The sequence below is a fragment of the Nocardia sp. NPDC050710 genome (genome assembly GCF_040654375.1).
Classification (GTDB): domain Bacteria; phylum Actinomycetota; class Actinomycetes; order Mycobacteriales; family Mycobacteriaceae; genus Nocardia.
Genome location: NZ_JBFAHV010000005.1, coordinates 1 through 23,550, shown reverse-complemented (window position 1 = coordinate 23,550; position 23,550 = coordinate 1). Strand labels below are relative to the sequence as shown.

Here is a 23,550-nt window from a genome sequence, read left to right as displayed (position 1 = left end):
TATGGGTATGGATGACGGCCTGCCTTCGGTACCACGGTTCGCCGTGTTGCACGCGCTGGCGGCCGGCGTCGATTTCGAGCGGTATTTCCGGTGGCGGCGCTCCCGTGCGGGCGACCCCTTCTTCGTCCGGTTCCCGGGTTTCGGATCGGCGCTGTTCACCGGGACGCCCGCGGGCGCGCGCGAGATTTTTCGCGCGCCGCCCGACCTGACGGAACCGCCGCGTCCGAATCCGATCGAACCCATGGTGGGCACCGCCTCGCTGATCCTGGCCGCGGGGGCGCGGCACCGGCGTGACCGGACGCTGCTCGCGCCCGCGTTCCACGGCGCCCGGATCCGTGCCTACGGCGAGCTCATCGGCGATTCGGCCGACGACGAAATATCCGGCGACACAGCGGGATCCACCGCGTGGCGGCCCGGTGTCCGGGTCGACTCGCGTGCCGCTGCCAGGTCCATCACCCTGCGGGTGATCCTGACCGCGGTATTCGGGGTGGACAGCGATGAGCGACGCGGCGAGTACACCGCCGCCGTCACCGAATTCCTCACCGCGTTCTCCGGTCCGCTGATGCTGGTGCCCGCGCTGCGGCGCGGGCTGTTCGGGCAGGCGCCCTGGGACCGGTTCGTCGCGGCGCGGGCGCGACTGGATCGGCTGATCCACGCCGATATCGCGCGGCGCCGCGGCGCGCCCCGGCCTGCGAGCACCGATATCCTCGGCCTGCTGCTGAGCACCGGTTACGACGACGGCACCGCGATATCCGACAACGACCTCTGCGAACAGCTGCGCACACTGCTGGTCGCCGGGCACGAGACCACCGCGACCAGCCTGGTCTGGGCGCTATTCCATGTGCATCGTGAACCCGCGGTGCTGGAGCGGTTGCGTGCGGAACTGCGCGCGGCGGGCCCCGGAGCTCATCCGGCGGAGCTGGCGCGTCTGCCGTACCTGGACGCGGTCTGTCAGGAGACGCTGCGTCTGCATCCGGCGGTGCCGATTGTGCTGCGCAGGCTGACCGGGCCGTTCGAACTGCGCGGCGTCGCGCTGGCGGCCGGGGACACCATGGGGGTCGCGGTGCCGCTACTGCATTCCGATTCCGGGGTGTGGCAGGATCCGGAGCGCTTCCGGCCGGAACGATTCCTCGAGCGCCGCTACAGTCCCTTCGAGTTCGCACCCTTCGGCGGCGGACATCGCCGCTGTGTCGGCGCGACGCTGGCCGAGTACGAATTGCGGATCGTGCTGGCCCGGATCCTGGACCGGGTCCGGCTGACACTCCCGCCGCGGTACGCGCGGGGCCGGGCGCCGCTCTCGGTGCCGCACAACATCGCGACCGGACCGCATCGGTCTATCCCATTCGACGTGGTGGCGTGATTTACGTCACGAATCTGTTCGGTGTTCGAGAAAACCGGACGGGCCGCAGGTTGGCCGCACCGATCGCGGCCAATGGGTGTGACCGGGCGGTTTCACCAAAGTTGGCCCCCACCAATGGCATATGTGGCGCGCGCCACATTTGATGATTGAGACGCATAACTCGCGAACGGCGCTGGCTTCCTGTCATATCGGGACGGTAGGAAGGAACGACAGGGGCGGGCCGTCAATACCCGTGGGGCTGCTTCACAGGCCCCCGCGTCAGTACCCGTGGGCGCTTCCGCAGGACCCACGCCAATGAATAATCCCGGGCGCGTCGTCGCGCGTGCGGGAGTAGGAAATGGACGAGAAACCTATGCAAGCCGCTTCGCACAACAGGACGCTGCCGACTTCCACCAGACAGGGCCGGCGCACCCGCCGGATCGGTCGAGGCGTCCTATTGTCCGCGGCGATCGCCGCTGCCGGCGTCATGATCGTCGCCCCCGCTCAGGCCGACCAGACGCTGTCGGGCCACGGATCGGGCTCCGCAACGGGTCCGGCCACCCTCACCACCCCAGAGGCCAACTTCGCGCCGCCGACCATCAATATCGCCGACGGCGAGACCGTCGGCGTCGCGCAGCCGATCATCATCAACTTCCAGGATCCGGTCACCGACCGCGCCACCGCCGAGAAGGCCATCAAGATCACCTCGTCGAAGTCGGCGCCCGGCGACTTCTACTGGCGTGGTAACAAGCAGGTGCGCTGGAAGCCCTACGAATTCTGGCCGGACAACACCGACGTGAAGGTCGAGGCCGGGGGCACCACGAGCTCCTTCCGCATCGGCGACGCGCTGGTCAGCACCGCGGACGACACCACGCACACCATCACCATCACCCTCAACGGCGAGGTGGTGAAGGAAATGCCGACCTCGATGGGCAAGAAGAAGTACGAGACCCCGAACGGCACCTACTACGTCGGTGAACAGCTGCGCAAGATGACGATGGATTCGTCCACCTACGGCGTGCCGATCACCGATCCCGAGGGCTACAAGCTCGAGGTCGAGTACGCGACCCGGCTCTCCAACAGCGGAATCTTCGTGCACGCGGCCCCGTGGTCGGCTGCGCAGCAAGGGGTTTCGAACGCCAGCCACGGCTGCCTGAACGTGAGCACCGCGAACGCCCGGTGGTTCCTGGAGAACACCAAGAAGGGCGACCCGGTCATCGTGGTGAATACCTCCGGCGGCACGCTCAGCACCAGCGACGGCTTCGGCGACTGGAATTAGCGCGCCGACACGCCGGACATAGGCAGCCGAAAACCCGTAACCCACAGCTGGTTGCGGGTTTTCGGCATTTACCGGACGAATGACCAGTTGCTCGAATAATCTCCCGTATCGGTGTAATACGACGACGGATTTCGGGAGCACATGGGTAACTCGTCGGGTACGCCCAGAAACCAGCCACCCCACCGACCGCAGACTCGATATGAAACCCCCACCGCATCAGCCATCGGCATAAAGCGCGCAGCGGCGGGGAAGATGTTCAGCGGACGGTCGGCGCACATTAACCAATTATTTGCTGTGCGCCGTAAAGTCTCCGCCGTGCGAACCAGCCCGGAGCGAGTGCTGCCCCCACCCCGAGGTAAGGGCCTGCGGAATCGGCCGTGGCAGGACTACGCGCTGTTCTTCGTACTCGTTGCTCCCAACCTCGCATTGCTGACGCTGTTCGTCTATCGCCCGCTGATCGACAACATCCGGCTCTCCTTCACCGACTGGAACATCTCCGACCCGTTCGTCACCTACATCGGGTTCGAGAACTACAGCGAATGGTTCGGGCGCTCGGACTCCTGGCAGATCGTCACCAATACGGTGGTCTTCACCCTCGCCGCCGTGGTCGGCAGCATGGTGCTCGGCCTCGCGCTCGCGCTGTTGCTGGACCGGAAGCTGTTCGGCCGCAACGTAGTCCGCTCGGCCATCTTCGCGCCGTTCGTCATCTCCGGCGCGGCGATCGGCGTCGCCTTCCAGTTCATCTTCGATCCCGGTTTCGGCCTGATCCAAGACCTGCTGCATCGCATGGGCGTCGACAAGGTGCCGGACTTCTACCAGGACCCGCACTGGGCGCTGTTCATGGTGACGGTGACCTACATCTGGAAGAACCTGGGCTACACCTTCGTCATCTATCTGGCCGCGCTGCAAGGGGTTCGAGCCGAGCTGATGGAGGCGGCCGAGATCGACGGGGCGAGCCGGTGGACGACCTTCACCAAAGTGCTACTGCCGCAGCTGCGCCCGACCACGTTCTTCCTCTCGATCACGGTGCTGCTGAACTCGCTGCAAGTCTTCGACATCATCAATGTGATGACCCGCGGCGGGCCGCTCGGCACCGGCACCACGACCATGGTCTACCAGGTGTATGAGGAATCCTTCCGCAACTTCCGCGCGGGTTACGGCGCGACCGTCGCCACCATCATGTTCCTGGTGCTGCTGGTCGTCACGCTGTTCCAGGTGCGCGTCATGGATCGGGGCGAGCAATGACCGTGACGACAGAGTCCTATCGCAGGCGGCAGCGGGCGATCACCCTGCTCGGTTATGCGGCCATGGTGTGCGTGCTGATCATTGTCGGCGTCCCGCTGTTCTGGATCTTCATCACCTCGTTCAAGGCGCGCCCGGATATTTACACCCAGCCCGCGGTGTACTGGCCGCACAGCTGGCACCCGGAGAACTACACCGAAGCCACCACCACGCTGCCGTTCTGGACGTTCCTGCGCAATTCGCTGATCATCACCGGGATCATCGCGGCGGTGAAGTTCGTACTCGGGGTGTTCAGCGCCTACGGGCTGGTCTTCCTGCGCTTCCCCGGCAAGAGCATCGTCTTTCTCGTCATCATCGCCGCGCTGATGGTGCCCAACCAGATCACGGTGATCTCCAACTACGCGCTGATCGCCCAGTTCGGCTGGCGAAACACCTTCCAGGGCATCATCATTCCGCTCTGCGGCGTCGCCTTCGGCACCTTCCTGATGCGCAACCACTTCCTGTCGCTGCCCTCGGAGGTGATCGAGGCGGCCCGGATGGACGGGGCCACCTGGTGGCGGCTGCTCACCCGGGTGGTGCTGCCGATGTCCGGGCCGACGATGGTCGCATTCGCGGTGGTCACGCTGGTCAACGAGTGGAACGAGTACCTCTGGCCGTTCCTGATGGCCGACGACACCACCGTCGCCACCCTGCCGGTTGGTCTGACCCTGCTGCAGAACACCGAGAACCCGAGCGTCACCAACTGGGGTCCGGTGATGGCGGGCACGCTGCTGACCATGCTGCCGATTCTGCTGGTGTTCCTGGTGCTGCAACGCCACATGATCAAGGGCCTCACCTCGGGTGCGGTCAAGGGTTGAGAACACCCGCCGCCCTCGAGGCATCGCTACGCGATACAAACCGAAGGAGATAGCAGTGTCCACTTCACAGTTCCCCGCACTGTCGCGGCGCGGATTCATCGGGTTGGCAGGCACGGTCGCCGCGGGCGCGGCGCTCACCGCGTGCGCGGGCAGTGGCGGTGGCGGCACACAGGGCGGCGACGCCGACACCATCACCTTCTGGTCGAATCACCCCGGTACCTCGAAGGAATTCGAGACCGAGCTGATCAACCGGTTCCAGAGCCAGCACCCCGGCCTGAAGGTCACCCTGGTCGACGCGGGCAAGAACTACGAGGAGGTGTCGCAGAAGTTCAATGCGGCGCTCTCCGGTGGTGACCTACCGGATGTCGTTGTGCTGTCCGATGTCTGGTGGTTCAACTACGCGCTCAACGGCACCATCGAACCCCTGGACGGACACTTCGGCGAGGCCGGTGTGAAGCTGGACGACTACGTGGATTCGCTGGTCTCGGACTACAAGTTCAACGGCAAGCACTACGCACTGCCCTACGCCCGATCGACCCCGCTGTTCTACTACAACAAGGACGTCTGGGCGAAGGCCGGTCTGCCCGACCGCGGCCCGCAGAGCTGGCAGGAATTCGACGAATGGGGCCCGCGGATCCAGGCGATCGTTGGTGAAGGCAAGCTCGCGCACGGCTGGGGTGACGCCAAGAATTACTTGGCCTGGACCTTCCAAGGACCGAACTGGACCTTCGGCGGCGCCTACTCCGATGGCTGGAACCTGAAGTTCGACGCCCCGGGAACCATTGCGGCGGGCCAATTCCTGCGCGACATGATCCACACCAAGAAGTACGCGGGTATCAAACCGCAGATCGCCGTCGATTTCGGCACCGGCGTCATCGCCTCCACCATCGCCTCCACCGGCGATCTGCGCGGCATCAAGAAGAATGCCGAGGGCAAGCTGGAATTCGGCACCGCCTTCCTGCCGCACCCCACCGGCCCCGGCGTCACCACCGGCGGCGCGGGCCTGGCGATCCCGGCGCGCATCTCCGATCAGCGGAAGGTCAACGCGCTCAAGTTCATCGAGTTCGTCACCAATGCGGCGAATACCGCGTACTTCTCGCAGAACACCGGGTATATGCCGGTGCGCAAGTCGGCCGTGACCGACCCCAGCGAACAGGACTTCCTGGCGAAGAATCCGAATGCGAAGGTCGCCATCGAACAGCTGCCGCTGACCAAGTCGCAGGATTACGCGCGGGTCTTCGTACCCGGCGGCGATCAGATCATCGGTACCGGACTCGAGCAGATCGGCCTGCAGAACGCCGATCCGGCAACGACATTCGCCAATGTCGGCAGCCAGTTGCAGGCGATCATCGATCGGCAGATCACGCCGAAGCTGCCCAAGTAACCACCCGACCACACCACACGAGGAGATCGACAGCATGGCCACAGTGCAATTCGACCGGGTGACGCACCTGTACCCCGGCGCACCGACGCCCGCCGTCGACAGCCTCGACATCGAGATCGCCGACGGGGAGTTCATCGTCCTCGTCGGCCCCTCGGGGTGCGGCAAATCGACCAGCCTGCGGATGCTGGCCGGACTGGAATCGGTGGAGGAGGGCCGGATCCTGATCGGCGACACGGATGTGACCGGGCTACCGCCGCGCGCCCGCGACGTGGCGATGGTATTCCAGAGCTACGCGCTGTACCCGAATATGACGGTCGCGGAGAATATGGGATTCGCGCTGCGCAATGCCGGAATGAACAAGTCCGACACCATGGTTCGAGTACGCGAGGCCGCGAAGATGCTCGAGTTGGAGCCGCTGCTCGACCGCAAACCCGCCAAACTCTCCGGTGGTCAGCGTCAGCGGGTCGCCATGGGCCGCGCCATCGTGCGCCGCCCGCAGGTCTTCTGCATGGATGAGCCGCTGTCGAATCTGGACGCCAAACTGCGCGTCAGCACCCGCTCCCAGATCGCCGCACTACAGAAGCGGCTCGGCGCCACCACCGTCTACGTCACCCACGACCAGGTGGAGGCCATGACCATGGGTCACCGGGTGGCGGTGCTGCGCGAGGGCAAGCTGCAACAGATCGCGGCCCCGCGCGAGCTCTACGACAACCCGGTCAACACCTTCGTCGCGGGCTTCATCGGTTCCCCGGGCATGAATCTGCTCGACGCGCCCGTCGACGACGGTGCCGCGGTGCTGGGCAATCTGCGAATTCCCTTGCCGCGCACGGCGAAGACGGGTAACCGCGTCGTCGTCGGCATCCGCCCGGAGTCCTGGGAGGTCACCACCGACGCCGACAACAGCCTCACCGTGGACGCCGAACTACTCGAGGAGCTGGGTGCGGAGTCCTACGTCTACAGCCACGCCGCCACCCCCGGCGAGAGCGACGGCGGGCGCAACCAGCCTCAGGCATGGAACAGCCGCTCCGGCAAGGTAGTCGTGCGTGTCGACCGACGTTTCCGAATCGCCCTCGGCGACCGCCTCCACCTGCGCCCGAAACTAGAAGAAGTCTTCTTCTTCGACGCCGACTCCGAATCCCGCCTCCACTGATCGCGCCGCACCCCGACTCCGCCCCACCGCCTCGGTGTAGAGCAGTCGAACGATCCGACGCGCGTCGGCGATGGGCTGCGAACTTCCGACCTATTCGGGGAGTCTGCCGACGGTGCGCAGGCCGGTGAGGGTGTCGGCGAGGGTTTCGGCGGGTTGGCGGTAGTGGACGCCCAGGTCGCGTTCGCTCGGGGTGTCGTCGGATTCGGGCATCTGGGTGTAGTACTGCATCGCGGCCTCGGTGAGCGGGGTTGTGAGCGGAATGAATTGGGTGACAGCGTCGCTCAGCTTGCCGATCAGCCGCAGGGCGGTGTCGGGTACCGGCAGTACACGGGTGGTGCCGGGGGTGAGTTCGGTGAAGATGGCCGCTAGTTCGTCGACACCGGCGCGGATCCCACCGCACATGTATCGGCGTGGGCCCCGGTCCGGAAACATCAGGGCGGCGTGCAGATTCGCGAGGTCGCGCACATCGATGATCGTCCATCCCGCGCCGCGGCCGGGAAGGAAGCCCATCTTGACCGCGGCTTCCACACCGTCGGCCGCCTCACCGAACTGCTGTCCGGCGGGCGGGCCGAGCACCATGCCGGGATAGGTGATGACTACCGGCGCCCCGGCATCCTGCATGCCACGCGCATACAGATCGACCTGTGCCTTCGATTGCCCGTACGCATCCGTCCCGCCCACCACGTCCAGATCCGCGGTGAGCACCTCGTCGCCGGGCCGGAACAGCGCGGTGAAACTCGAGACGTGCACGATCGGATCCAACCCGAGTTCGGCGGCCGCCCCGAGCACATTCCGGGCCCCGGTCATATTGGTCGTCAACATCTCCCGCGCCCGCCTCGGGTCCGTCGCGACCACCGCGGCGCAGTGGATCACCGCATCGCAGCCGTCCAGCGCCCGCCGCACCGAGGCCGCGTCGGTGATGTCTCCGACCACGTGATCGGAGACATCGACGCCGAGCGCGGCCGCGCTGGTCTCCAGCCTGCCCGGGTCGCGGACCAGGAAGCGCACCCGGTGCCCCGCATCGGCCACCGCCTTCGCCGTCCATGCGCCGACAAAGCCCGTCCCACCCGTCACCAGTACCCGCATCAGCCCGATGTTAGGGGTAACCCTCGGCCGAGTCACTCCGGCACATCGTGCTACCAGATCTTCACGCGCTCAGCCGGATCCAGGTAGAGGGTGTCGCCCGGCCGTACATCGAAGGCTTCGTGGAAGCTGTCGATATTGCGGACGACGGCATTGCACCGGAACTCGGGCGGGGAGTGCGGGTCGACGGCGAGGCGGCGGATGGCCTCCTCGGTGCGAGCCTTGGTGCGCCACACCTGAGCCCAGCCGTAGAAGACGCGCTGCAAACCGCTGAGGCCGTCGATCACCGGAGCCTCGGCACCTTCGAGGGAGATCCGGTACGCCGCCAGGGCGATGGACAGACCGCCCAGGTCACCGATGTTCTCGCCGATCGTGAACTCGCCATTGACGGTGTGCTCGTCGGGCAGCGCCTGCGGGGACAGGACGTTGTACTGCTCGATCAATGCCTTGGTGCGCTTGGCGAACTCGGCGCGGTCGGCGTCGGTCCACCAGTTGATCATATTGCCGTCGCCGTCGTATTTGGCGCCCTGATCATCGAAGCCGTGACCGATTTCGTGGCCGATGACCGCGCCGATGCCACCGTAGTTGGCCGCGTCGTCGGCGTTCATATCGAAGAACGGCGGCTGCAGAATCGCTGCGGGGAAGACGATTTCGTTCATGCCCGGGTTGTAGTAGGCGTTGACCGTCTGCGGGGTCATGAACCATTCGTCGCGGTCCACCGGTCCGCCGAGCTTGTTCAGGTCGCGATCGTGTTCGGCCGCGTAGCCGCTGCGGTAGTTGCCGACCAGATCCGCCGGATCGATGGTGACGGCGGAGTAGTCACGCCAGCGGTCCGGGTAGCCGATCTTCGGAGTGAACTTCTCCAGCTTTGTCAGCGCGGCCTCGCGGGTGTCCGGACCCATCCAGTCCAGCTCGGCGATATTACGCCGGTAGGCCTCTTGCAGATTGGCGACCAGCTCCACCATCCGCGCCTTCGCGGCGGGCGGAAAGTGCTCGGCCACATACAGTTTGCCGACCGCCTCGCCCAGCAGATCTTGTACCAGGGAGACGCCGCGCTTCCAACGCTCCCGATTCTCCTGGGCGCCGGTGAGCGTGCGGCCGTAGAAATCGAAGCTCTCCTCCACCACCGCATCGGTGAGATACGCGGCGCGCGAACGCAGTACCCGCCAGGCCGCCCAGGCCTGCCAGTCCGCGAGCGATTCCGAAGCCCATACCTGCGCGAAGACGCGCACGTAATCGGGCTGGCGCACCACCACTTCGGCGAAGAGCTCCGGGCCGGACGGGTCGACGCCCTCGGCGAGCGCGCCAGTCCAAGCGGCCCAATCGAATTCGGGGTGTTCGGCGACCAGCGTGTCGAAGGTGGTGAGGTTGTAGCTCAGTTCGGCGTCGCGGCGACGCACCACATCCCAGTGACCCGCGGCCAGCTTGCGTTCCAGTTCGAATACGCGTTGCCCGACGGTGTCGAGGTCCTCCGGCAGCAGTGCGGCGATTCTCGGATCGGCGGCGGCCAGGGCGAACATGCGGCCGATATGCGCGATGTACTTGCCGCGGATCTCGGCGAATTCGTCCTGCCGGTAATAGGACTCGTCGGGCAGACCGATGCCGGACTGGGTGGTGTGCAGCAGGTAGCGGGTGGAGTTCTTGTCGTCGGTGTCGACGTAGAACCCGAGTGCTCCGCCGATACCGGTGCGCTGGAACCGGCCGAGCAGCGCCGCGAACGAGCTGCGTTCACCCACCCCGCGTACGGTGGCGAGTTCGGCCGAGATCGGGCCGAGCCCGGCGGCCTCGATGGCCTCGGTATCCATGAAGCTGGAGTACAGATCGCCGATCTTGCGTGCGTCGGTGCCCGGCTCGGCCCGCTCGGCCGCTGTATCGATGGCGGTGCTCCCGGGGCCCTGCGTGGTAACGCGAGCTGCCTCCTCCGGGCCCGTCGCTCGCACCGCGACGTCCTGAATGATCTTCTGCACATCCAGTTCGGCCTGGTCGTAGAGCGTTCGGAAGGCGCCATCCACCGCGCGGTCGGCGGGGATCTCGTATTCGTCCAGCCATTTGCCGTTGACATGCGCGAACAGGTCGTCCTGTACCCGCACGGCGTCATCGAGGTAGGACAGATCGATACCGGAGGGACTGTTCAGCTCGGAAGTCACGATTTCCAGTATGCCGAGAACCCGCGGGCCGGGGTCGCCGACGCGTCACCGGAATGGGCCCCGGCCGTGGCGACGGCCGGGGGAGGGCGGTCAGGCGGGCAGGATGATGCGATCGAATTCCCCGTCGCGGGCGCCTTCGAGGAAGGCGTCCCATTCTTCGGGGGTGTAGGTGAGGGTGATGTCGCCATCGGTAAGCGTGGTGGCGCCGTCCGCAGCGGTCCTGGCGATCAAACGATCGTGTGATCGTCCGGTGATGAGCATGGTCAGGAACGAGGTCCATTCGCTCGCGGTGACGGTGATGATGGGCTCTTCGGCGGTGCGGTTGGCCGGGTTGCGGCGGTATTTGCTGTCACGGATGAGCACCGCATCACCAGCGAACCGGACCTCGACGCATTGGTTGCCGTTGTTGGAGCGAGTCGATGTGAACCAGCCGGTGGAAACCGACCGGAGGCTAGCGGTGGTGGCCATGGGCCGGATTTTACACCCCTCCATAGGACCTGATCAGGGCTAATGATTCGGCACGGTCGAGCGATTGCTCGAGTGCGCGCACGTACGCGAAGCTCAGATCCCGCACCAGATCCGGATCGTCGACCGCGCCGCCGAATACCGCGCTCTCCGCCCAGCCGAATGTGGGTAGCTGCTCACCCGCGAAATCGATCAGGTGGAAGCTGGATCCACCCAAGATCGCGCCGGCGGTGGCGGCGAACGGGATGACCCGAACCTCGATACTGTCCAGTTCGTCGATCAGCGCGGCGAGATGGCTGAGCTGTCCGCGCAACACCCGCGGGCCACCGGTCTGTTGCAGCAGCGTGCCCTCGCCGATCACCGCCGTCAGCTCCACCGGCTCCTTGCCGCGCAACCGTTCTTGACGCCGCAGCCGGATCGCCACCAGCTGTTCTACCTGCACGGGCCGGATCATGACGTCGGCGCTGATGAGCGCCCTGGCATAGGCCTCGGTTTGCAGCAGCCCCGGCACCACCAGGCTGTCGTAACTGCGGATGCTCTGCGCGCCGTATTCCATGCCATAGAGGCGCTGCAACTCCGGACCGATCAGCGCCGAGGATTTCGCCCACCAACCGCGCTGCTTACTGGCATCGAGCAGCGTGAGCAGCTCCTCGCGCTCCTCGGCGTCCACCTCGAGCAGCTCGAGCACCGGACCGATCGTATTCGTGGTGAGCACCCGGCGACCCTTCTCCACATGCGACCAATTGGCCGGGGTGAAGCCGACCCGCTTGGCGAAGGTCGCCGAGTCGAAGCCGCGCTGCTCGCGCAGTTCCCGCAGGCGGAGCACCAGCTCCCAGCGCGCGACAGTAGGCGAGACGGGTGCCATGACCAGCGATATTACGCCCGTCAACACACCCTCGTGTGACTATTGTCAACCCAGTTGCCCAGGTCTATGGTCGGATTCAGCAGCCGATTCACCGTCACGTCGACCCGAGGCGAGGTGCGTCATGAGTGAGCGCAGCGAACGAAAAACGAACCCAGCTGAGCATTGCTCAGTCATGGCGGAGCCGAGCGGTCATGACTGAGCGCAGCGAGTGGACTTCCAGCACGACCACGCCGGTTCGACCACCGCACGCGGCCGTCGAGGAGTACGCCGCCACCCAGGACGCCATCGCTCGCTGCCGGCAGTACCGCAAGGAGCACGGGCTGTACGGCGTGGTGGATCCGGCGCTCGGACGCATCATGTTGGAGATCGGCGCGGTCGGCGCGGTCGTCATGCCCGCCACGCTGGGAGAACGAGTGCGCGACCTGATGACGGCGCGCGGGCAGCAGTGCAGCGGACCGATCATCGCGCATCCGCGCTCCGACCGCTGGACCTTCCTGACCGGTCCGACCGATAACTCCTACCAGGACATGACCCTGTTCGCGGACCTGTTCCGGGTCTGCGCGTCGGTCGCACTGCCCGGCAGCCACATCGTGCTGCCCTCACCCGCCGACGAGCACAGCGGCTACCGGGCCTGGATCGCGCTGCCGCAACACGACTACCGCCCGGAGTTCGGCGAAGTGGTCGGCGCGACCAGGGCCTGCGCCGGATCCGCGGCTAAGGGGTCGGCCGCGGGGTGAGCGTAATGCTGAACTTGTCCTCGAGCTTCTGATTCCACTGCCGCTCGCATTCGTCGAGCTTGGCCTGGTCGTTGCCCGCCTTGTTGATGCAGTCGAAGAAGTCCTTACCACCGGAATCGACGAAGATGCTCCACCCGACGATGGAGATGACCGTCGCGGCGATGAGCGCGAGCACGCCGAGAATCAGACCGGTTACGGCCATACCGGTGCCGCCGCCGGTGCCGCGGCGCACCTTGACCAGCGCGATGATGCCGAAGATCACCGCGAAGATGCCGAACAGGAAGCCGCCGACCACCACCAGCAGGCCGAGGACCGCGAGGATGCCGAGCACCAGTGCCGTCACCGCCATGCCCTTGCCCTTGGGCGATTCCTGCCAGTACTGGCCGCCGGAGGGTGGTGGCGGGTACTGACCGGGCGGCGGCGGTGGGTATTGACCGGGCGGCGGATACTGCGACATGGACTTCCTCTCAGTCGGTGCCGCTGGCGATATACGGGCGCGCTCGCGCGGCTACGTGCCTACTGATCGCACTGCCTACGCTGGGATGTTAATGGGATGGACAGTACGTCCACACGCACCGTGCGGCACCGGTCTCGTGACATGGCGCGTTATTGACCGCCGAGCCGTGCGTGCATCTCCCACACCATGATCTCGGCGGGGCCGTTCGCCTCGACGCGCTGGCCCCCGGTCCTGGTCAGGCGCACCGCGTCGCCCTCGTACAGGGTGCCGACCCCTTCCATCTCGACCTCGCCGCGGGCCACGAACAGGTGCGTGTACGGCGCGTCGGGCAGGTCGACGACGTGTTCCGGATCACCCGGCATCCGTGCCACATGCAGTGCGGAATGGCTGCTGTTGATCGCGATGGCGGTGCGGTCCCGATAGCGCGGGAGACCGGAGGCGACGGTCACCAGTCCGCCACCCGCCAGTTCGTCATCGATCTCGAGCTGCTGATAGCCGGGGTCGAGGCCGGGTTCGTCCGGCACCACCCACATCTGCACGAAATGCACCGGATCGTCATGTTCGATAGCGCCGTCCAGTCGCCAGGAGTCGTTCTTCTCCGAATGCAGGATTCCGGTGCCCGCGCTCATCCGCTGCGCCAGACCGGGATAGATGACGCCGCTGTGCCCCAGCGAATCCTGGTGCACCAGGCTCCCACCCAACACCCAGGTGACGATCTCCATATCCCGGTGCGGGTGGGTGTCGAAGCCCTGACCAGGTGAAACCACGTCCTCGTTGTTCACGAGCAGCAGGCCATGGTGGGTGTTCTCGGGATCGTAGTGCTCCCCGAAGGAGAACGAATGCTTCGAATCCAGCCACGAAACGCGGGTCTTCATGCGGTCGCCGCCACGATGGACATCGATGTGTGGTGTCGTGAGTGTGGACATCGTGGTCCTCCTCTCGGGACCGTGCACCGATCACCTTTCAGGGTAGGAGCACTTCCGACGCGGTACTCCGAATTCCTAGTAAATTGTCCTGCACTCGGTATTTTACGCGAGCGACCAGCGGGTGAACGGCAGGTGAGGAGTACCAACCGGTACGTCGAATCGGCGCGCGGGCCAGTAGGGTACCGCGGCATGGAGTCCGACCGTGGCGACGCCGGATTCGTAACGTGATGCGGCACAACGAAACCGGAGGTGACAGCCAGGTGCGACCCGAGCAGATCGCGCACGTCGAGCACGAACTCCGCGCCGCCGCGCGCACCGATGGCATCGGCGATTTCGTTGTCGGCGTCGCGGTGTTCCGCGACCGCAAACTCCTGGTGGTCCGCCGTGTCCCGGACGATTATTACGGCGGAATGTACGAACTGCCCGGTGGCGGAGTCGAATCCGGGGAGAGCTTCGCCGAATGCGTGACGCGCGAGCTTTTCGAGGAGACCGGCCTGCGGGTGCGCGCTATCACCGAGTTCCTCGGCGCCGTCGACTACGCCACCCGCACCAAGGCCCGGGTGCGCAAGTTCACATTCGTGGTCGAGGCCGATCCGGGTGACGTGGCACTGGCGCCGGGCGAGCACGACGCCTTCGACTGGATCGACGCCGCCGACCTGGACCGGCTCCCTATGCCACCCGACATGCGTCCCACCATCAGCACCCTGGTCGATACGCTCGATTCGCCGCATCCCGCGTGAGCGGGAACGGCATCGAACACGGCACAATCGGCAACGTGTCCACCGGTCGTCCCGAAGGCTCGCTACCGGCCGACGAGCGACCCCCGTCGCGGCGTGCGGCCTGGCGTCTGGCGCTGCGCGAACATCCGGCCGTGCTGCGCCTGGCGATCGTGCGCTTCGCCGGACAGTTCGGCGACGGCATGTTCCAGGCGGCGCTGTCCGGCGCCATCCTGTTCAATCCGGAACGGGAGACCGATCCGCTGGCTATCGCGGCCGGATTCGCCGTGCTGCTCCTGCCGTACTCGTTGATCGGCCCCTACGCGGGCGCGCTGCTGGATCGCTGGGATCGGCGCAATGTGCTGCTGGTCGCCAATGTGCTCCGCGCCGGGCTGATCGGAGTGGTCGCCCTCGGATTGCTGATGGGCGTCGGGGAGACGCCGCTATTGCTGCTGGCCTTGGCCGTCGTCGGAATCAGCCGATTCGTGCTGGCCGGGGTGTCCGCCGCGCTGCCCAAGGTTCTCGCTCAGGAGTGGTTGGTTCCGATGAATTCGGTGCTCGCGACGGTGGCCTCCGGATGCGCGGGCCTGGGCGCCGCCACATCGGTGGCGATCATCGGCGGTGTCGGTGCGGGCGACTTCGGCTCGGCGGTGGCGGTGGCGGTCAGCGGCGTCGGCTCGGTGCTCAGCGTGGTGGTCGCGGCCCGATTCCGGGCCCGGGTGCTGGGACCGGAGGCCCGTGCCGCGGCCGGGGAGAGCGCGATCCACGCCATCGCCACCGGCCTGCGTACCGGTGCCCTCGCGGTCTGGCAATCCCCGCAGGTGAGCACCGCGATGCTCGGCATCGGCACGCACCGGATCGTCTTCGGCATCAACACCCTGATCATGGTGCTCGTCCTGCGCCAGGTGCCCATGGACGGTTCCGGACTCAGCGGTGGATTGGTCGGCTTCGGCGTCGCCATCGCCGCGACCGCGGCGGGCATGCTGGTGGCGGCGATCGTGGCGCCCCTGCTGATCCCGCGGCTGGGGCGGCCGCGCACGGTGGTCGCCGGACTACTCACCGCGACGGTGGTGCAGCTGACGCTGGTCACCCCCATCGCGGTAGCAGAGGCAGGGGCACAGCGGGCGCACGAACTGCTGCTGGTCGGTGCGTTCCTGTTCGGGCTGGCCGGTCAGACGATCAAACTGACCGGCGACGCGACCATGCAGATCGATATCGATGACACCCGGCGTGGGCAGGTCTTCGCACTACAGGACACCGTCTTCAATATCGCGTTCGTCCTGGCGATCGCGATCACCGCGGCGGTCATCCCGGCCGACGGACGATCGCTGCCGGTGGTGCTCGCCGGTGCGGCCGTCTACTGCGGTGGAATCGTGGCGATCGCATTCACGCTGCGGCGCGGCACGCGCCCGGCGGCGCTGGACTAGATGCCGAAAGGCATGTCGGCGGCGTGCTGCGGATGCTCGTCACCCGCCGAGACGCGGCCGCGCTGGTCGACCGACAGGCCCACATGATCCAGGAGCCGGTCCGCGTCCCAGCCGGCCTGCGGGGAATCATGCTGGTTCAGTGGGTAATCGGCGAGCACGTCGGCGAGTTCGCCACCGACCACATTGTGCGTTTCAGAACTCGTGTCCGGTAACGGACCACTGCGCACGATCCATTCCAGTGGTTCGTCCACCGCGTCGGCGGCGGAGCCGGTGATCTGATGACCCCAGGTGCCGAGGCCGGTGGGGTCGGTATAGAAGTGATCGAGCAGGCCGTCGTCGTCCAGATCGAGGGCGGCGATATCGGCGACCCCGGTGCCGTGTGGGTCCCAGAGCGCGTCGTCGGCCAAGCCGTCGCCGTCGAAATCCAATTGCAGCGCATCGGCCGTGCCGGTTCGGGCCAAGTCCAGGTCCGCCTCGGACGACCAGACGTGAACGGTGCCGTCACCCGTCCCGAACACGTACTCGATCTCGTTCATATCTGGTTGGACGCGGCCGGAGAGCATCCGGTTCCCTCGGCCTCGAATTCCGGCGCCGAGATACGGACAATTCGATACATTCGGCTCCGCCAGCCGCCCGGCCCGGCGCGACCCGTTCCGGTAAGTTGATCTCGCCGCGATCCGAATCGACAGGGAGTCAACAGATCATGGGTGTGCTGCCGAAGGGGCTGGTGTCACCGGCGCTCTTCGGTGTCTCGCTACTCGGACTGCTCGCCGTGCCGACGCCCGCCGCCCAGGGCGCGCCTGCCCCCTGGGCGCCACCGCCGGTGAACCGCTGCGGCGAGGTCGGATTCGATCCGCTGGCACGGGAACCCGATCCGAATCTGCCACCTCCCCCGATGGTCCGGATACCGCCGCAGATCGACATCCCGATCCCGGTTCCGGAGCTCACGCCGGTTCCGGTGCCTGATCCGCCGCAGGACAACACCCGGATCGATCCGGAGCCGCTGCCCGAGGATCCGTGCCGCAACCCGTGCCCCGACGTCCGGGATACGCCCGAACCCGTCGAGACGGCCGAGCCGCGGACCGCACCCGATACCGGGTCCGCCTCCGGTTCGAGCTCGGGTTCCAGCTCCGGTTCGGGACCGGACTCCGGATCCGGCATGTTCTCGTTGCCGCGCATCCAGATCCGGCCGGAGATCGAACCCATCCCGATCCCGGTGCCCGGCGGCGAGGGCGACGCACCGCAACCCGCGCCGCCGCTGGTCGTTCATCCGGCCGAACCGGGACCGGTCGCGGAACCCGTGGCCACGCCCCGGGTCGAATCGGTGGAGCTGGTCGAGCAGGTGACCGGGCACGGATCGCAGAACCGCACCGATATGCGCTGGCAGGTCGACGGCACCGACCTCGGGCTGATGTGGGAGACCAAGCCGGGCGAGGTCGCCGTGGTATTCGGCGATACCTTCGGCGAGGGCTGGGAGGCCGGCGGCGCCGGCGGCCCCGACTGGCGCAGCAACGTGCTGGGGTTCAGCACCGACCGTGACCTCTCGGACGGGCTGACCCTGGACACCATGGTGCAGGACAGCCGATGCCACGCCGCGGAGTTCCTGGCCAGCCGCAAGATCAAGAACTGGGAGACCACGGTTATCCCGACATCCGGATTCGCCCTCGGCAACCGGCAGTACCTGAGCTATATGTCGGTCAACCACTGGAGCCGCATCCCCGGCATGTGGTCGACCAACTACGGCGGCATCGCCTACTCCGACGACGGCGGCCGCACCTGGACCAAAGATCAGCACGCCAGGTGGGACAACCTCTTCGGACTCGGCCGGTTCCAGGTCGCCGCGATGGTGCCGGAGGGCGATTACGTCTACATGTTCGGCACGCCCAACGGCCGCGTCGGCGTCACCGGATTGGCCAGGGTGCCGAAAAACGAGGTGCTGAACAAGACCGCCTACCAGTACTGGGTCGGCGGTACCTGGGCGCCTGCGGCCGAGAACCAGGCCACGCCATTGTTCTTCGGCATCGCCAGCGAGGTGTCGGTGCGCTACGACGCGGCCGCGCGGCAGTGGCAGATGATGTATCTCGATTCCGCGCAGGGCGCTATCGTGCTGCGGGAATCCGCCACCCCGCAGGGCATCTGGACCGATGCCGTACCGCTGGTCTACACCGCCGACTATCCGAAGGCCTACGGCGGCTTCATTCATCCGTGGTCGACCGGCGACGATCTGTACTTCACCATGTCGGCGTGGGATAGCTACAACGTCTATCTCATGCGCGCGCAGCTGGATTCGCCGAACTGAATCCCGTGGTCACCCGGCAGGCCGGAAGCGCACGATCCGGCCGGGCCTGGCCTGCGCGACCGCGTCGACGTCCGCGTCGACGACCACCCCGATGACCGGATAACCGCCGGTGATCGGATGGTCGGCGAGAAAGACCACCGGCTGACCGCTCGGCGGTACCTGAATGGATCCGAGAGCCATGCCCTCGGTACGCAATTCATCGCGGATCCGGCGTTCGAGCGGGGGCCCGGACCGCCGGTCGAGGCGGGCGCCGATGCGATCGATGTCGGTGGATACCGCCCACTCACCGTCGAAAAGCGCGGTGGCATCGGTGAACCAGTCGTCCCGGGGGCCGAGCAGCGCGCGGACCGTGAGTATCTCGTCGGTCGAAGTGGCGACCGGTGCGACGTCGACTATCGGTATGGCGGGCGGGACCGGCCCAATCGGTAACCGATCACCGGGGCGCAACGGCTCCGGCCCGATACCGGACATGGTGTCGCGGCTGCGGGAGCCGAGTACCGGCGCGACGTCGATGCCGCCGCGTACCGCGACGTAGCTGCGCAGACCCGTCTCGGCCAGACCGAGCCGAAGAGTCTGTCCGGCTTCGAGTTCCAGCAGACTCGCCGCACCGACCGGCATTCCGTCCACGGTCGCGGGCGCGGGAGCGCCGGTGACCGCCATGGTGTGATGCCGAAGGGCGCGCAGCACCAAACCGCCGAGCAGCACCTCGATCGCCGCGGCACCCTCGGGGTTGCCCACCAGCCGGTTGGCCAGCCGCAGCGAACCGCAGTCGGCGGCACCGGCGACACCGACACCGGAATCGAACCAGCCCGGTCTCCCCAGATCCTGGATGGTGGCCAGCGGGCCGATTCCCTCGACCAGAATCATTGATCCACCTCGACGAACCGGACCGCGACACCGGCGCGGATCAGGGCGGGGGGATCGCGATCCACATCCCACATCGGAACCTCGGTGCGGCCGATGAGCTGCCACCCGCCGGGCGTGCCGCGCGGATACACCGCCGAATAGCCGCCGGCGAGCGCGACGGCACCGGCCGGTATCGCGGTGCGCGCCTGATCGCGGCGGGGCACGGTCAGACGTCCGTCCGGGGACTCCAGGTAACCGAAACCCGGTGCGAAGCCCACGAATCCGCAGCGCCATACGGTTCCGGTATGCGCCGCGATCACCTCGGCCACGGTCATCCCCAGGAGGCGGGCCACATCATCCAAGTCGGCGCCGTCGTAGTGGACCGGGATCAGGACCGGCTCGCGCGATGAAGTCTCGGGTAACGGTGTTCCACGGGAAACACCGGAGGCGCCGGTCGGCTGGATCGTGCCGAGCAGCGCTTCCAATTCACGTCGCACCGATTCCGCCATACGCACCGAATCCAGTGTCACCAGAACCGTTTCCGCTGCGGGGAGCACATCCTGCACACCGTCGACCGGATGGGCGCGCAATGCCGAGACGAATTCCGGCACCGGTGCGATCACCAGGAACGCTCGATCGCCCGCCGCGCGAATCCGTTGCCCGGCATCCGATTCGGCCGCCGAGCAAGCGCGCCGATCATTCACCGGGTGAACCCCACGGCCCGAGGGCTGCGGCCGATCATGCGAAGGACTCGACCGGTACGCCGACATCGTCCAATGCGCTCCGGATCAGCCTCGCCATCTCCACGGCGGCGGGCGTATCACCGTGCACGCAGATGCTCTGCGCCACCACCTTCACCTTACCGCCACCGTCCACCGAATGGGCCCGGCCCGACAATGCGATCGAAACTGCCTGCGCCACGGCCTCGTTGGTATGCAGCACCGCACCAGCCACACCCCGTGGCGCCAGCGTGCCCGCGTGCGTATACGCGCGATCGGCGAATCCCTCGCCGACGAAACGCAATCCGAAATCCATCGCGGCCCGCTCCAATTGGCTACCCGCGGGACCGAGTAACGCCAGGTCCGCATCGTATTCGGCCAGCGCGGCCAGCACCGCGTCGGCGAACTGAAGATCCTTCGCCGCCGAATGGTAGAGCGCACCGTGCGGTTTCACATATCGGACCCGATCGCCCGCCGCCCGCGCGAAAGCGTCCAGGCTGCCGATCTGGTACAGCACTTCGTCGCGCAACTCGCCGGGCTCCATCGCGATCGCGCGGCGTCCGAAGCCCGCCAGATCGCGGTACCCGACGTGCGCGCCGATCCGCACACCCTTCTCGACCGCGAGCGCACAGGTGCGGCGCATGATCGATGGATCGCCCGCATGGAAACCGCAGGCGATATTGGCGCTGGTGACGATGTCGAGCATGGCCGCGTCATCGCCCATCGCCCAGGCGCCGAATCCCTCCCCGAGGTCACTGTTCAGATCCAGCGGCATGTGCATCCTCCGAGTCTCACACCGATCCGGTCCCAGAGCCATTCTCGTCGGTGACCCGGATCACTTCCACCTGGCAACGACCGGCCGCCAGCGCGTCGGATGCGACGCACCGGGTCCGGATCCGCATGGATGGTCGTGTCGGCCGCCGCCAAGTACCCTCGGAGCAATCATGGCCACGTATTTCGATCCGAAGTCATGGTCGCCATTACGGGCCGTCGATCTCGGTAAGCGTCTGTTCGACCAGTCCTGGCTGGAGCAATGGATCTCCGTCAGCACTTCCTGGGTGGATCCCATGGCCGACCTGGGCGCGGGCACCGTCACCGCGTTGATGCCGGACGTCCTGATGACCATGCTCAGCGAGGGCATCCTGAGCCGGTTCGGCGGCCAAGAGGTCAGCGCCACCGTGCTCGGCCACGATCTGCACGCCACCCTTCAGGTGCTCAAGGTGCGCCGCCGCGGCGCGCACTTCCAGACCAAGACCGTGCTGTCGCGGATGCGCTGGGACGATCACCCGATCGAGACGGTCACCGTGATCGCACACGGGGTCCGGCTCATCCCCGGCGTGCCGACCAGGTTGCGCGCCTCGCACCTGGACCTCGACGGCACAGTCACTATCGCCGCGCTGGTCGGCTGGCTCAACAAGCAACAGCTGGACTGGGAACTGAGCGTCGCGGAGAACGGACTGATCAAGGCCAGCCATCGCAGGCGACGGCTGACCGCGCAGGTCGACGCATCGGTGACGAACAACCTGCTCACCGTCGAGATCCGCCGGGCCAATTGGCTGGGCATCCGGATGCCGCGCCAACTGATCACCGCACCCAATATGCTGCTCGACCAGCTGCCGAATCACGCGCGCATCGCGCACGCCACCCGCGACGGCGATCTGGTCCGCTTCCGCATCGACCTGCCCGAAATGACCGGATCCTTCGATCTGGCCCAGATCCGCTCCGCCATTGTCACCGGCACCACGCTGATCGTTTTCTGACCCGATCGTTTCCGATCTCGGCGAATCAGCCCCTGGCCTTCCACCATTCGAGCAGGGCCGCCTCGGCCTCATCCCTGGTCATCGGACCGCGATCGAGTCGCAACTCCTTGAGGTAATTCCAGGCCTTGCCGACTTCCGGACCCGGCGCCAGTCCGAGCAACTCCATAATGGCGTTGCCGTCCAGGTCCGGGCGCACCCGCGCGAGATCCTCTTGCTCATGAAGCCGCGCGATGCGCTGCTCCAGCTCGTCATAGGTGGCGCGCAGTGCGGCGGCGCGACGCTTATTACGGGTGGTGCAGTCGGCGCGGACCAGCTTGTGCAGGCGCGGCAGTAGATCGTCGGCGTCGGTGACATAGCGCCGCACCGCGGAATCCGTCCACTGGCCCTTGCCGTAACCGTGAAACCGCAGGTGCAGGAAGACCAGTCGTGCTACGTCCTCGGTGAATTGTTTGGGGTACTTCAGCGCCCGCATCCGCTTGCGCACCATTTTGGCGCCGACCACCTCGTGGTGGTGGAAGCTGACGCCGCCGCCCGGCTCGTTGCGCTTGGTGTCGGGCTTGCCGATGTCATGCAGCAGCGCGGCCCAGCGCAGCACCAGGTCGGGGTCGCCGTCCTCCAGATCGATCGCCTGCTGCAGCACGGTCAGCGAATGTGAATACACGTCCTTGTGCTGGTGGTGCTCGTCGATCTCCAGTTTCATGGCGGGCACCTCGGGCAGCACTCGCTGCGCCAGGCCCGTCTCGCACATCACATTGATGCCGTCGATCGGGTGTGCGCCCGCGATCAGTTTGTCGAGCTCGGTGCGCACCCGCTCGGCGGTGATCCGGTCGATCTGCTCCGCCATCGCGGCGATCGCGGACCGCACCCGGGGAGCGAGCTCGAAGCCGAGCTGGGAAACGAAGCGGGCCGCGCGCAGCATGCGCAGCGGGTCGTCGTTGAACGAATCCTCCGGCGCCGCAGGCGTATCGAGTACCCCGGCCAGCAACGCCTCGATACCGCCGAGCGGATCGATGAACTCCAGCGCACCGTCGGCGCCGATCTTCACCGCCATCGCGTTGACGGTGAAGTCCCGGCGCACCAGATCACCCTCGAGGCTGTCGCCGAAGGTGACCTCGGGGTTGCGTGACACCCGGTCGTAGTTGTCGCTGCGGAAGGTGGTGATCTCCAACTGCTGATCGTCCTTCGCGGCGCTGACCGTGCCGAATGCCAACCCCCCGGTATCCCACAGGTGATCGGCCCAGCCGCGCATCAGCTCCTGCACCTGCTCGGGCCGGGCGTCGGTGGTGAAATCCAGATCGGTGCCGAGCCGTCCCAGCACGGCGTCCCGTACGCTGCCGCCGACGAGATACAGCTCGAATCCGCGCGCCGCGAACAATTCGCCAAGGGGTGTCAACACATCGGATAGCCTCCCGAGCGTGACCGCGGCCGCGGCCAGCAATCGGGTACGTCGATCCAGTGCTGCGTCATCCTCGGACTTGGGCGAAACCACGAAAAGGCAGCTTACCGAGCCCGGCCAATCGATTTGTCGGCGCGACCTCCGGAGCAGCACAGATATATAAGGCCACCCGCATCCCGAGCCCGGGGCCGCGAACACCGAACGCCGCAGCCCCAACTGTCCGACGGCCTCCCAGCCCTGTTCGGAGCGAGTCTTACGAGCGACCCGTTCGCGGCCGTCTCGCTGCCGAACAGCCGAAGCGCACGCGACGCACTCGCAAGCCCGACCGCCCGACGCAAGACATACGGGCTGTGAACAGCTACGCAACCATCCGCCCCCAACCCAACCCCGCACGGAGCGAGTCTTACGAGCGACCGTTCGCGGCCGTCTCGCCGCCGAACGGCCGAAGCACACGCG

22 protein-coding genes are annotated in these 23,550 nt (G+C 66.6%); 11 read left to right on the top strand and 11 right to left on the bottom strand.

Annotation, left to right across the window (positions count from 1 at the left end; genetic code table 11):
• Positions 1-7 precede the first annotated feature (7 nt).
• The 6 genes from AB0H61_RS11945 (at position 8) to ugpC (ending at position 7,251) form a co-directional block, all read left to right on the top strand.
• The gene (locus AB0H61_RS11945; protein WP_357302389.1) at positions 8-1,360 is read left to right on the top strand and encodes a cytochrome P450; all 1,353 of its coding nucleotides are present in this window, start codon (positions 8-10) and stop codon (positions 1,358-1,360) included.
• Between the two features lie 337 nt (positions 1,361-1,697).
• Entirely contained in the window at positions 1,698-2,618 is a 921-nt protein-coding gene (locus AB0H61_RS11940; protein WP_357302386.1) for a L,D-transpeptidase, read from the top strand.
• A gap of 315 nt (positions 2,619-2,933) precedes the next feature.
• Positions 2,934-3,863: a sugar ABC transporter permease gene (locus AB0H61_RS11935; protein WP_357302383.1), complete on the top strand. Its 930-nt coding sequence runs from the start codon at positions 2,934-2,936 to the stop codon at positions 3,861-3,863.
• The gene (locus tag AB0H61_RS11930) at positions 3,860-4,717 is read left to right on the top strand and encodes a carbohydrate ABC transporter permease (protein WP_357302380.1); all 858 of its coding nucleotides are present in this window, start codon (positions 3,860-3,862) and stop codon (positions 4,715-4,717) included. Before AB0H61_RS11935 ends, AB0H61_RS11930 begins: the two co-directional genes overlap by 4 nt.
• A gap of 55 nt (positions 4,718-4,772) precedes the next feature.
• A complete protein-coding gene (locus AB0H61_RS11925; protein WP_357302378.1) occupies positions 4,773-6,101 on the top strand; it encodes an ABC transporter substrate-binding protein in 1,329 nt (442 codons plus the stop codon).
• Between the two features lie 34 nt (positions 6,102-6,135).
• A complete protein-coding gene (gene ugpC / locus AB0H61_RS11920) occupies positions 6,136-7,251 on the top strand; it encodes a sn-glycerol-3-phosphate ABC transporter ATP-binding protein UgpC (protein ID WP_357302376.1) in 1,116 nt (371 codons plus the stop codon).
• A gap of 90 nt (positions 7,252-7,341) precedes the next feature.
• Here ugpC and AB0H61_RS11915 read toward each other — a convergent pair whose 3' ends face one another.
• The 4 genes from AB0H61_RS11915 to AB0H61_RS11900 all read right to left on the bottom strand — a co-directional run bounded on the left by AB0H61_RS11915 (position 7,342) and on the right by AB0H61_RS11900 (position 11,811).
• Positions 7,342-8,337, bottom strand: a complete 996-nt coding sequence (locus AB0H61_RS11915; protein ID WP_357302374.1) for an SDR family NAD(P)-dependent oxidoreductase — start codon at positions 8,335-8,337, stop codon at positions 7,342-7,344.
• Between the two features lie 50 nt (positions 8,338-8,387).
• On the bottom strand, positions 8,388-10,481 hold the full coding sequence (locus AB0H61_RS11910; protein ID WP_357302372.1) for a M13-type metalloendopeptidase: 2,094 nt from the start codon (positions 10,479-10,481) through the stop codon (positions 8,388-8,390).
• Between the two features lie 90 nt (positions 10,482-10,571).
• A complete protein-coding gene (locus AB0H61_RS11905) occupies positions 10,572-10,949 on the bottom strand; it encodes a DUF397 domain-containing protein (protein WP_357302369.1) in 378 nt (125 codons plus the stop codon).
• Positions 10,950-10,959: 10 nt separating this feature from the next.
• Entirely contained in the window at positions 10,960-11,811 is an 852-nt protein-coding gene (locus AB0H61_RS11900) for a Scr1 family TA system antitoxin-like transcriptional regulator (protein ID WP_357302367.1), read from the bottom strand.
• Between the two features lie 191 nt (positions 11,812-12,002).
• Between AB0H61_RS11900 and AB0H61_RS11895 the strand changes: the two genes are divergently transcribed.
• Entirely contained in the window at positions 12,003-12,548 is a 546-nt protein-coding gene (locus AB0H61_RS11895; RefSeq protein ID WP_357302364.1) for a hypothetical protein, read from the top strand.
• Here AB0H61_RS11895 and AB0H61_RS11890 read toward each other — a convergent pair.
• Positions 12,526-13,005, bottom strand: coding sequence for a DUF4190 domain-containing protein (locus tag AB0H61_RS11890; protein WP_357302361.1), 480 nt, complete (start codon positions 13,003-13,005; stop codon positions 12,526-12,528). The two genes, AB0H61_RS11895 and AB0H61_RS11890, sit on opposite strands and share 23 nt — an antisense overlap.
• Positions 13,006-13,154: 149 nt before the next feature.
• Positions 13,155-13,931: a pirin family protein gene (locus tag AB0H61_RS11885; RefSeq protein ID WP_357302359.1), complete on the bottom strand. Its 777-nt coding sequence runs from the start codon at positions 13,929-13,931 to the stop codon at positions 13,155-13,157.
• 227 nt (positions 13,932-14,158) lie between these two features.
• Between AB0H61_RS11885 and AB0H61_RS11880 the strand changes: the two genes are divergently transcribed.
• Both AB0H61_RS11880 and AB0H61_RS11875 read left to right on the top strand, forming a co-directional pair.
• On the top strand, positions 14,159-14,671 hold the full coding sequence (locus AB0H61_RS11880; RefSeq protein ID WP_357302356.1) for an NUDIX domain-containing protein: 513 nt from the start codon (positions 14,159-14,161) through the stop codon (positions 14,669-14,671).
• 107 nt (positions 14,672-14,778) lie between these two features.
• Positions 14,779-16,074, top strand: coding sequence for an MFS transporter (locus AB0H61_RS11875; RefSeq protein ID WP_357303156.1), 1,296 nt, complete (start codon positions 14,779-14,781; stop codon positions 16,072-16,074).
• Here AB0H61_RS11875 and AB0H61_RS11870 read toward each other — a convergent pair.
• Positions 16,071-16,610, bottom strand: a complete 540-nt coding sequence (locus AB0H61_RS11870) for a pullulanase (RefSeq protein ID WP_357302353.1) — start codon at positions 16,608-16,610, stop codon at positions 16,071-16,073. The two genes, AB0H61_RS11875 and AB0H61_RS11870, sit on opposite strands and share 4 nt — an antisense overlap.
• A gap of 167 nt (positions 16,611-16,777) precedes the next feature.
• On the opposite strand from AB0H61_RS11870, the gene AB0H61_RS11865 reads away from it, so the two are divergent.
• Positions 16,778-18,373 (top strand): DUF4185 domain-containing protein, encoded by a 1,596-nt coding sequence (locus AB0H61_RS11865; protein ID WP_357302351.1) that lies wholly within the window; start codon positions 16,778-16,780, stop codon positions 18,371-18,373.
• 9 nt (positions 18,374-18,382) lie between these two features.
• Here the strand turns inward: AB0H61_RS11865 and AB0H61_RS11860 are convergent, their stop codons facing one another.
• From AB0H61_RS11860 to AB0H61_RS11850, 3 genes are read right to left on the bottom strand one after another with little or no spacing between them, the layout of a single operon-like run.
• Positions 18,383-19,240 carry a biotin-dependent carboxyltransferase family protein gene (locus AB0H61_RS11860; protein WP_357302348.1) on the bottom strand — a complete coding sequence of 286 codons (858 nt, stop codon included), beginning with the start codon at positions 19,238-19,240 and terminating at the stop codon, positions 18,383-18,385.
• Positions 19,237-19,923, bottom strand: coding sequence for an allophanate hydrolase subunit 1 (locus AB0H61_RS11855; RefSeq protein ID WP_357302345.1), 687 nt, complete (start codon positions 19,921-19,923; stop codon positions 19,237-19,239). Before AB0H61_RS11855 ends, AB0H61_RS11860 begins: the two co-directional genes overlap by 4 nt.
• A gap of 34 nt (positions 19,924-19,957) precedes the next feature.
• Positions 19,958-20,713, bottom strand: a complete 756-nt coding sequence (locus AB0H61_RS11850) for a 5-oxoprolinase subunit PxpA (protein ID WP_357302342.1) — start codon at positions 20,711-20,713, stop codon at positions 19,958-19,960.
• Between the two features lie 169 nt (positions 20,714-20,882).
• On the opposite strand from AB0H61_RS11850, the gene AB0H61_RS11845 reads away from it, so the two are divergent.
• Positions 20,883-21,698, top strand: a complete 816-nt coding sequence (locus AB0H61_RS11845; RefSeq protein ID WP_357302339.1) for a hypothetical protein — start codon at positions 20,883-20,885, stop codon at positions 21,696-21,698.
• A gap of 25 nt (positions 21,699-21,723) precedes the next feature.
• Here the strand turns inward: AB0H61_RS11845 and AB0H61_RS11840 are convergent, their stop codons facing one another.
• Positions 21,724-23,187, bottom strand: coding sequence for a CCA tRNA nucleotidyltransferase (locus tag AB0H61_RS11840; RefSeq protein WP_357302336.1), 1,464 nt, complete (start codon positions 23,185-23,187; stop codon positions 21,724-21,726).
• Between the last annotated feature and the right edge of the window lie 363 nt (positions 23,188-23,550).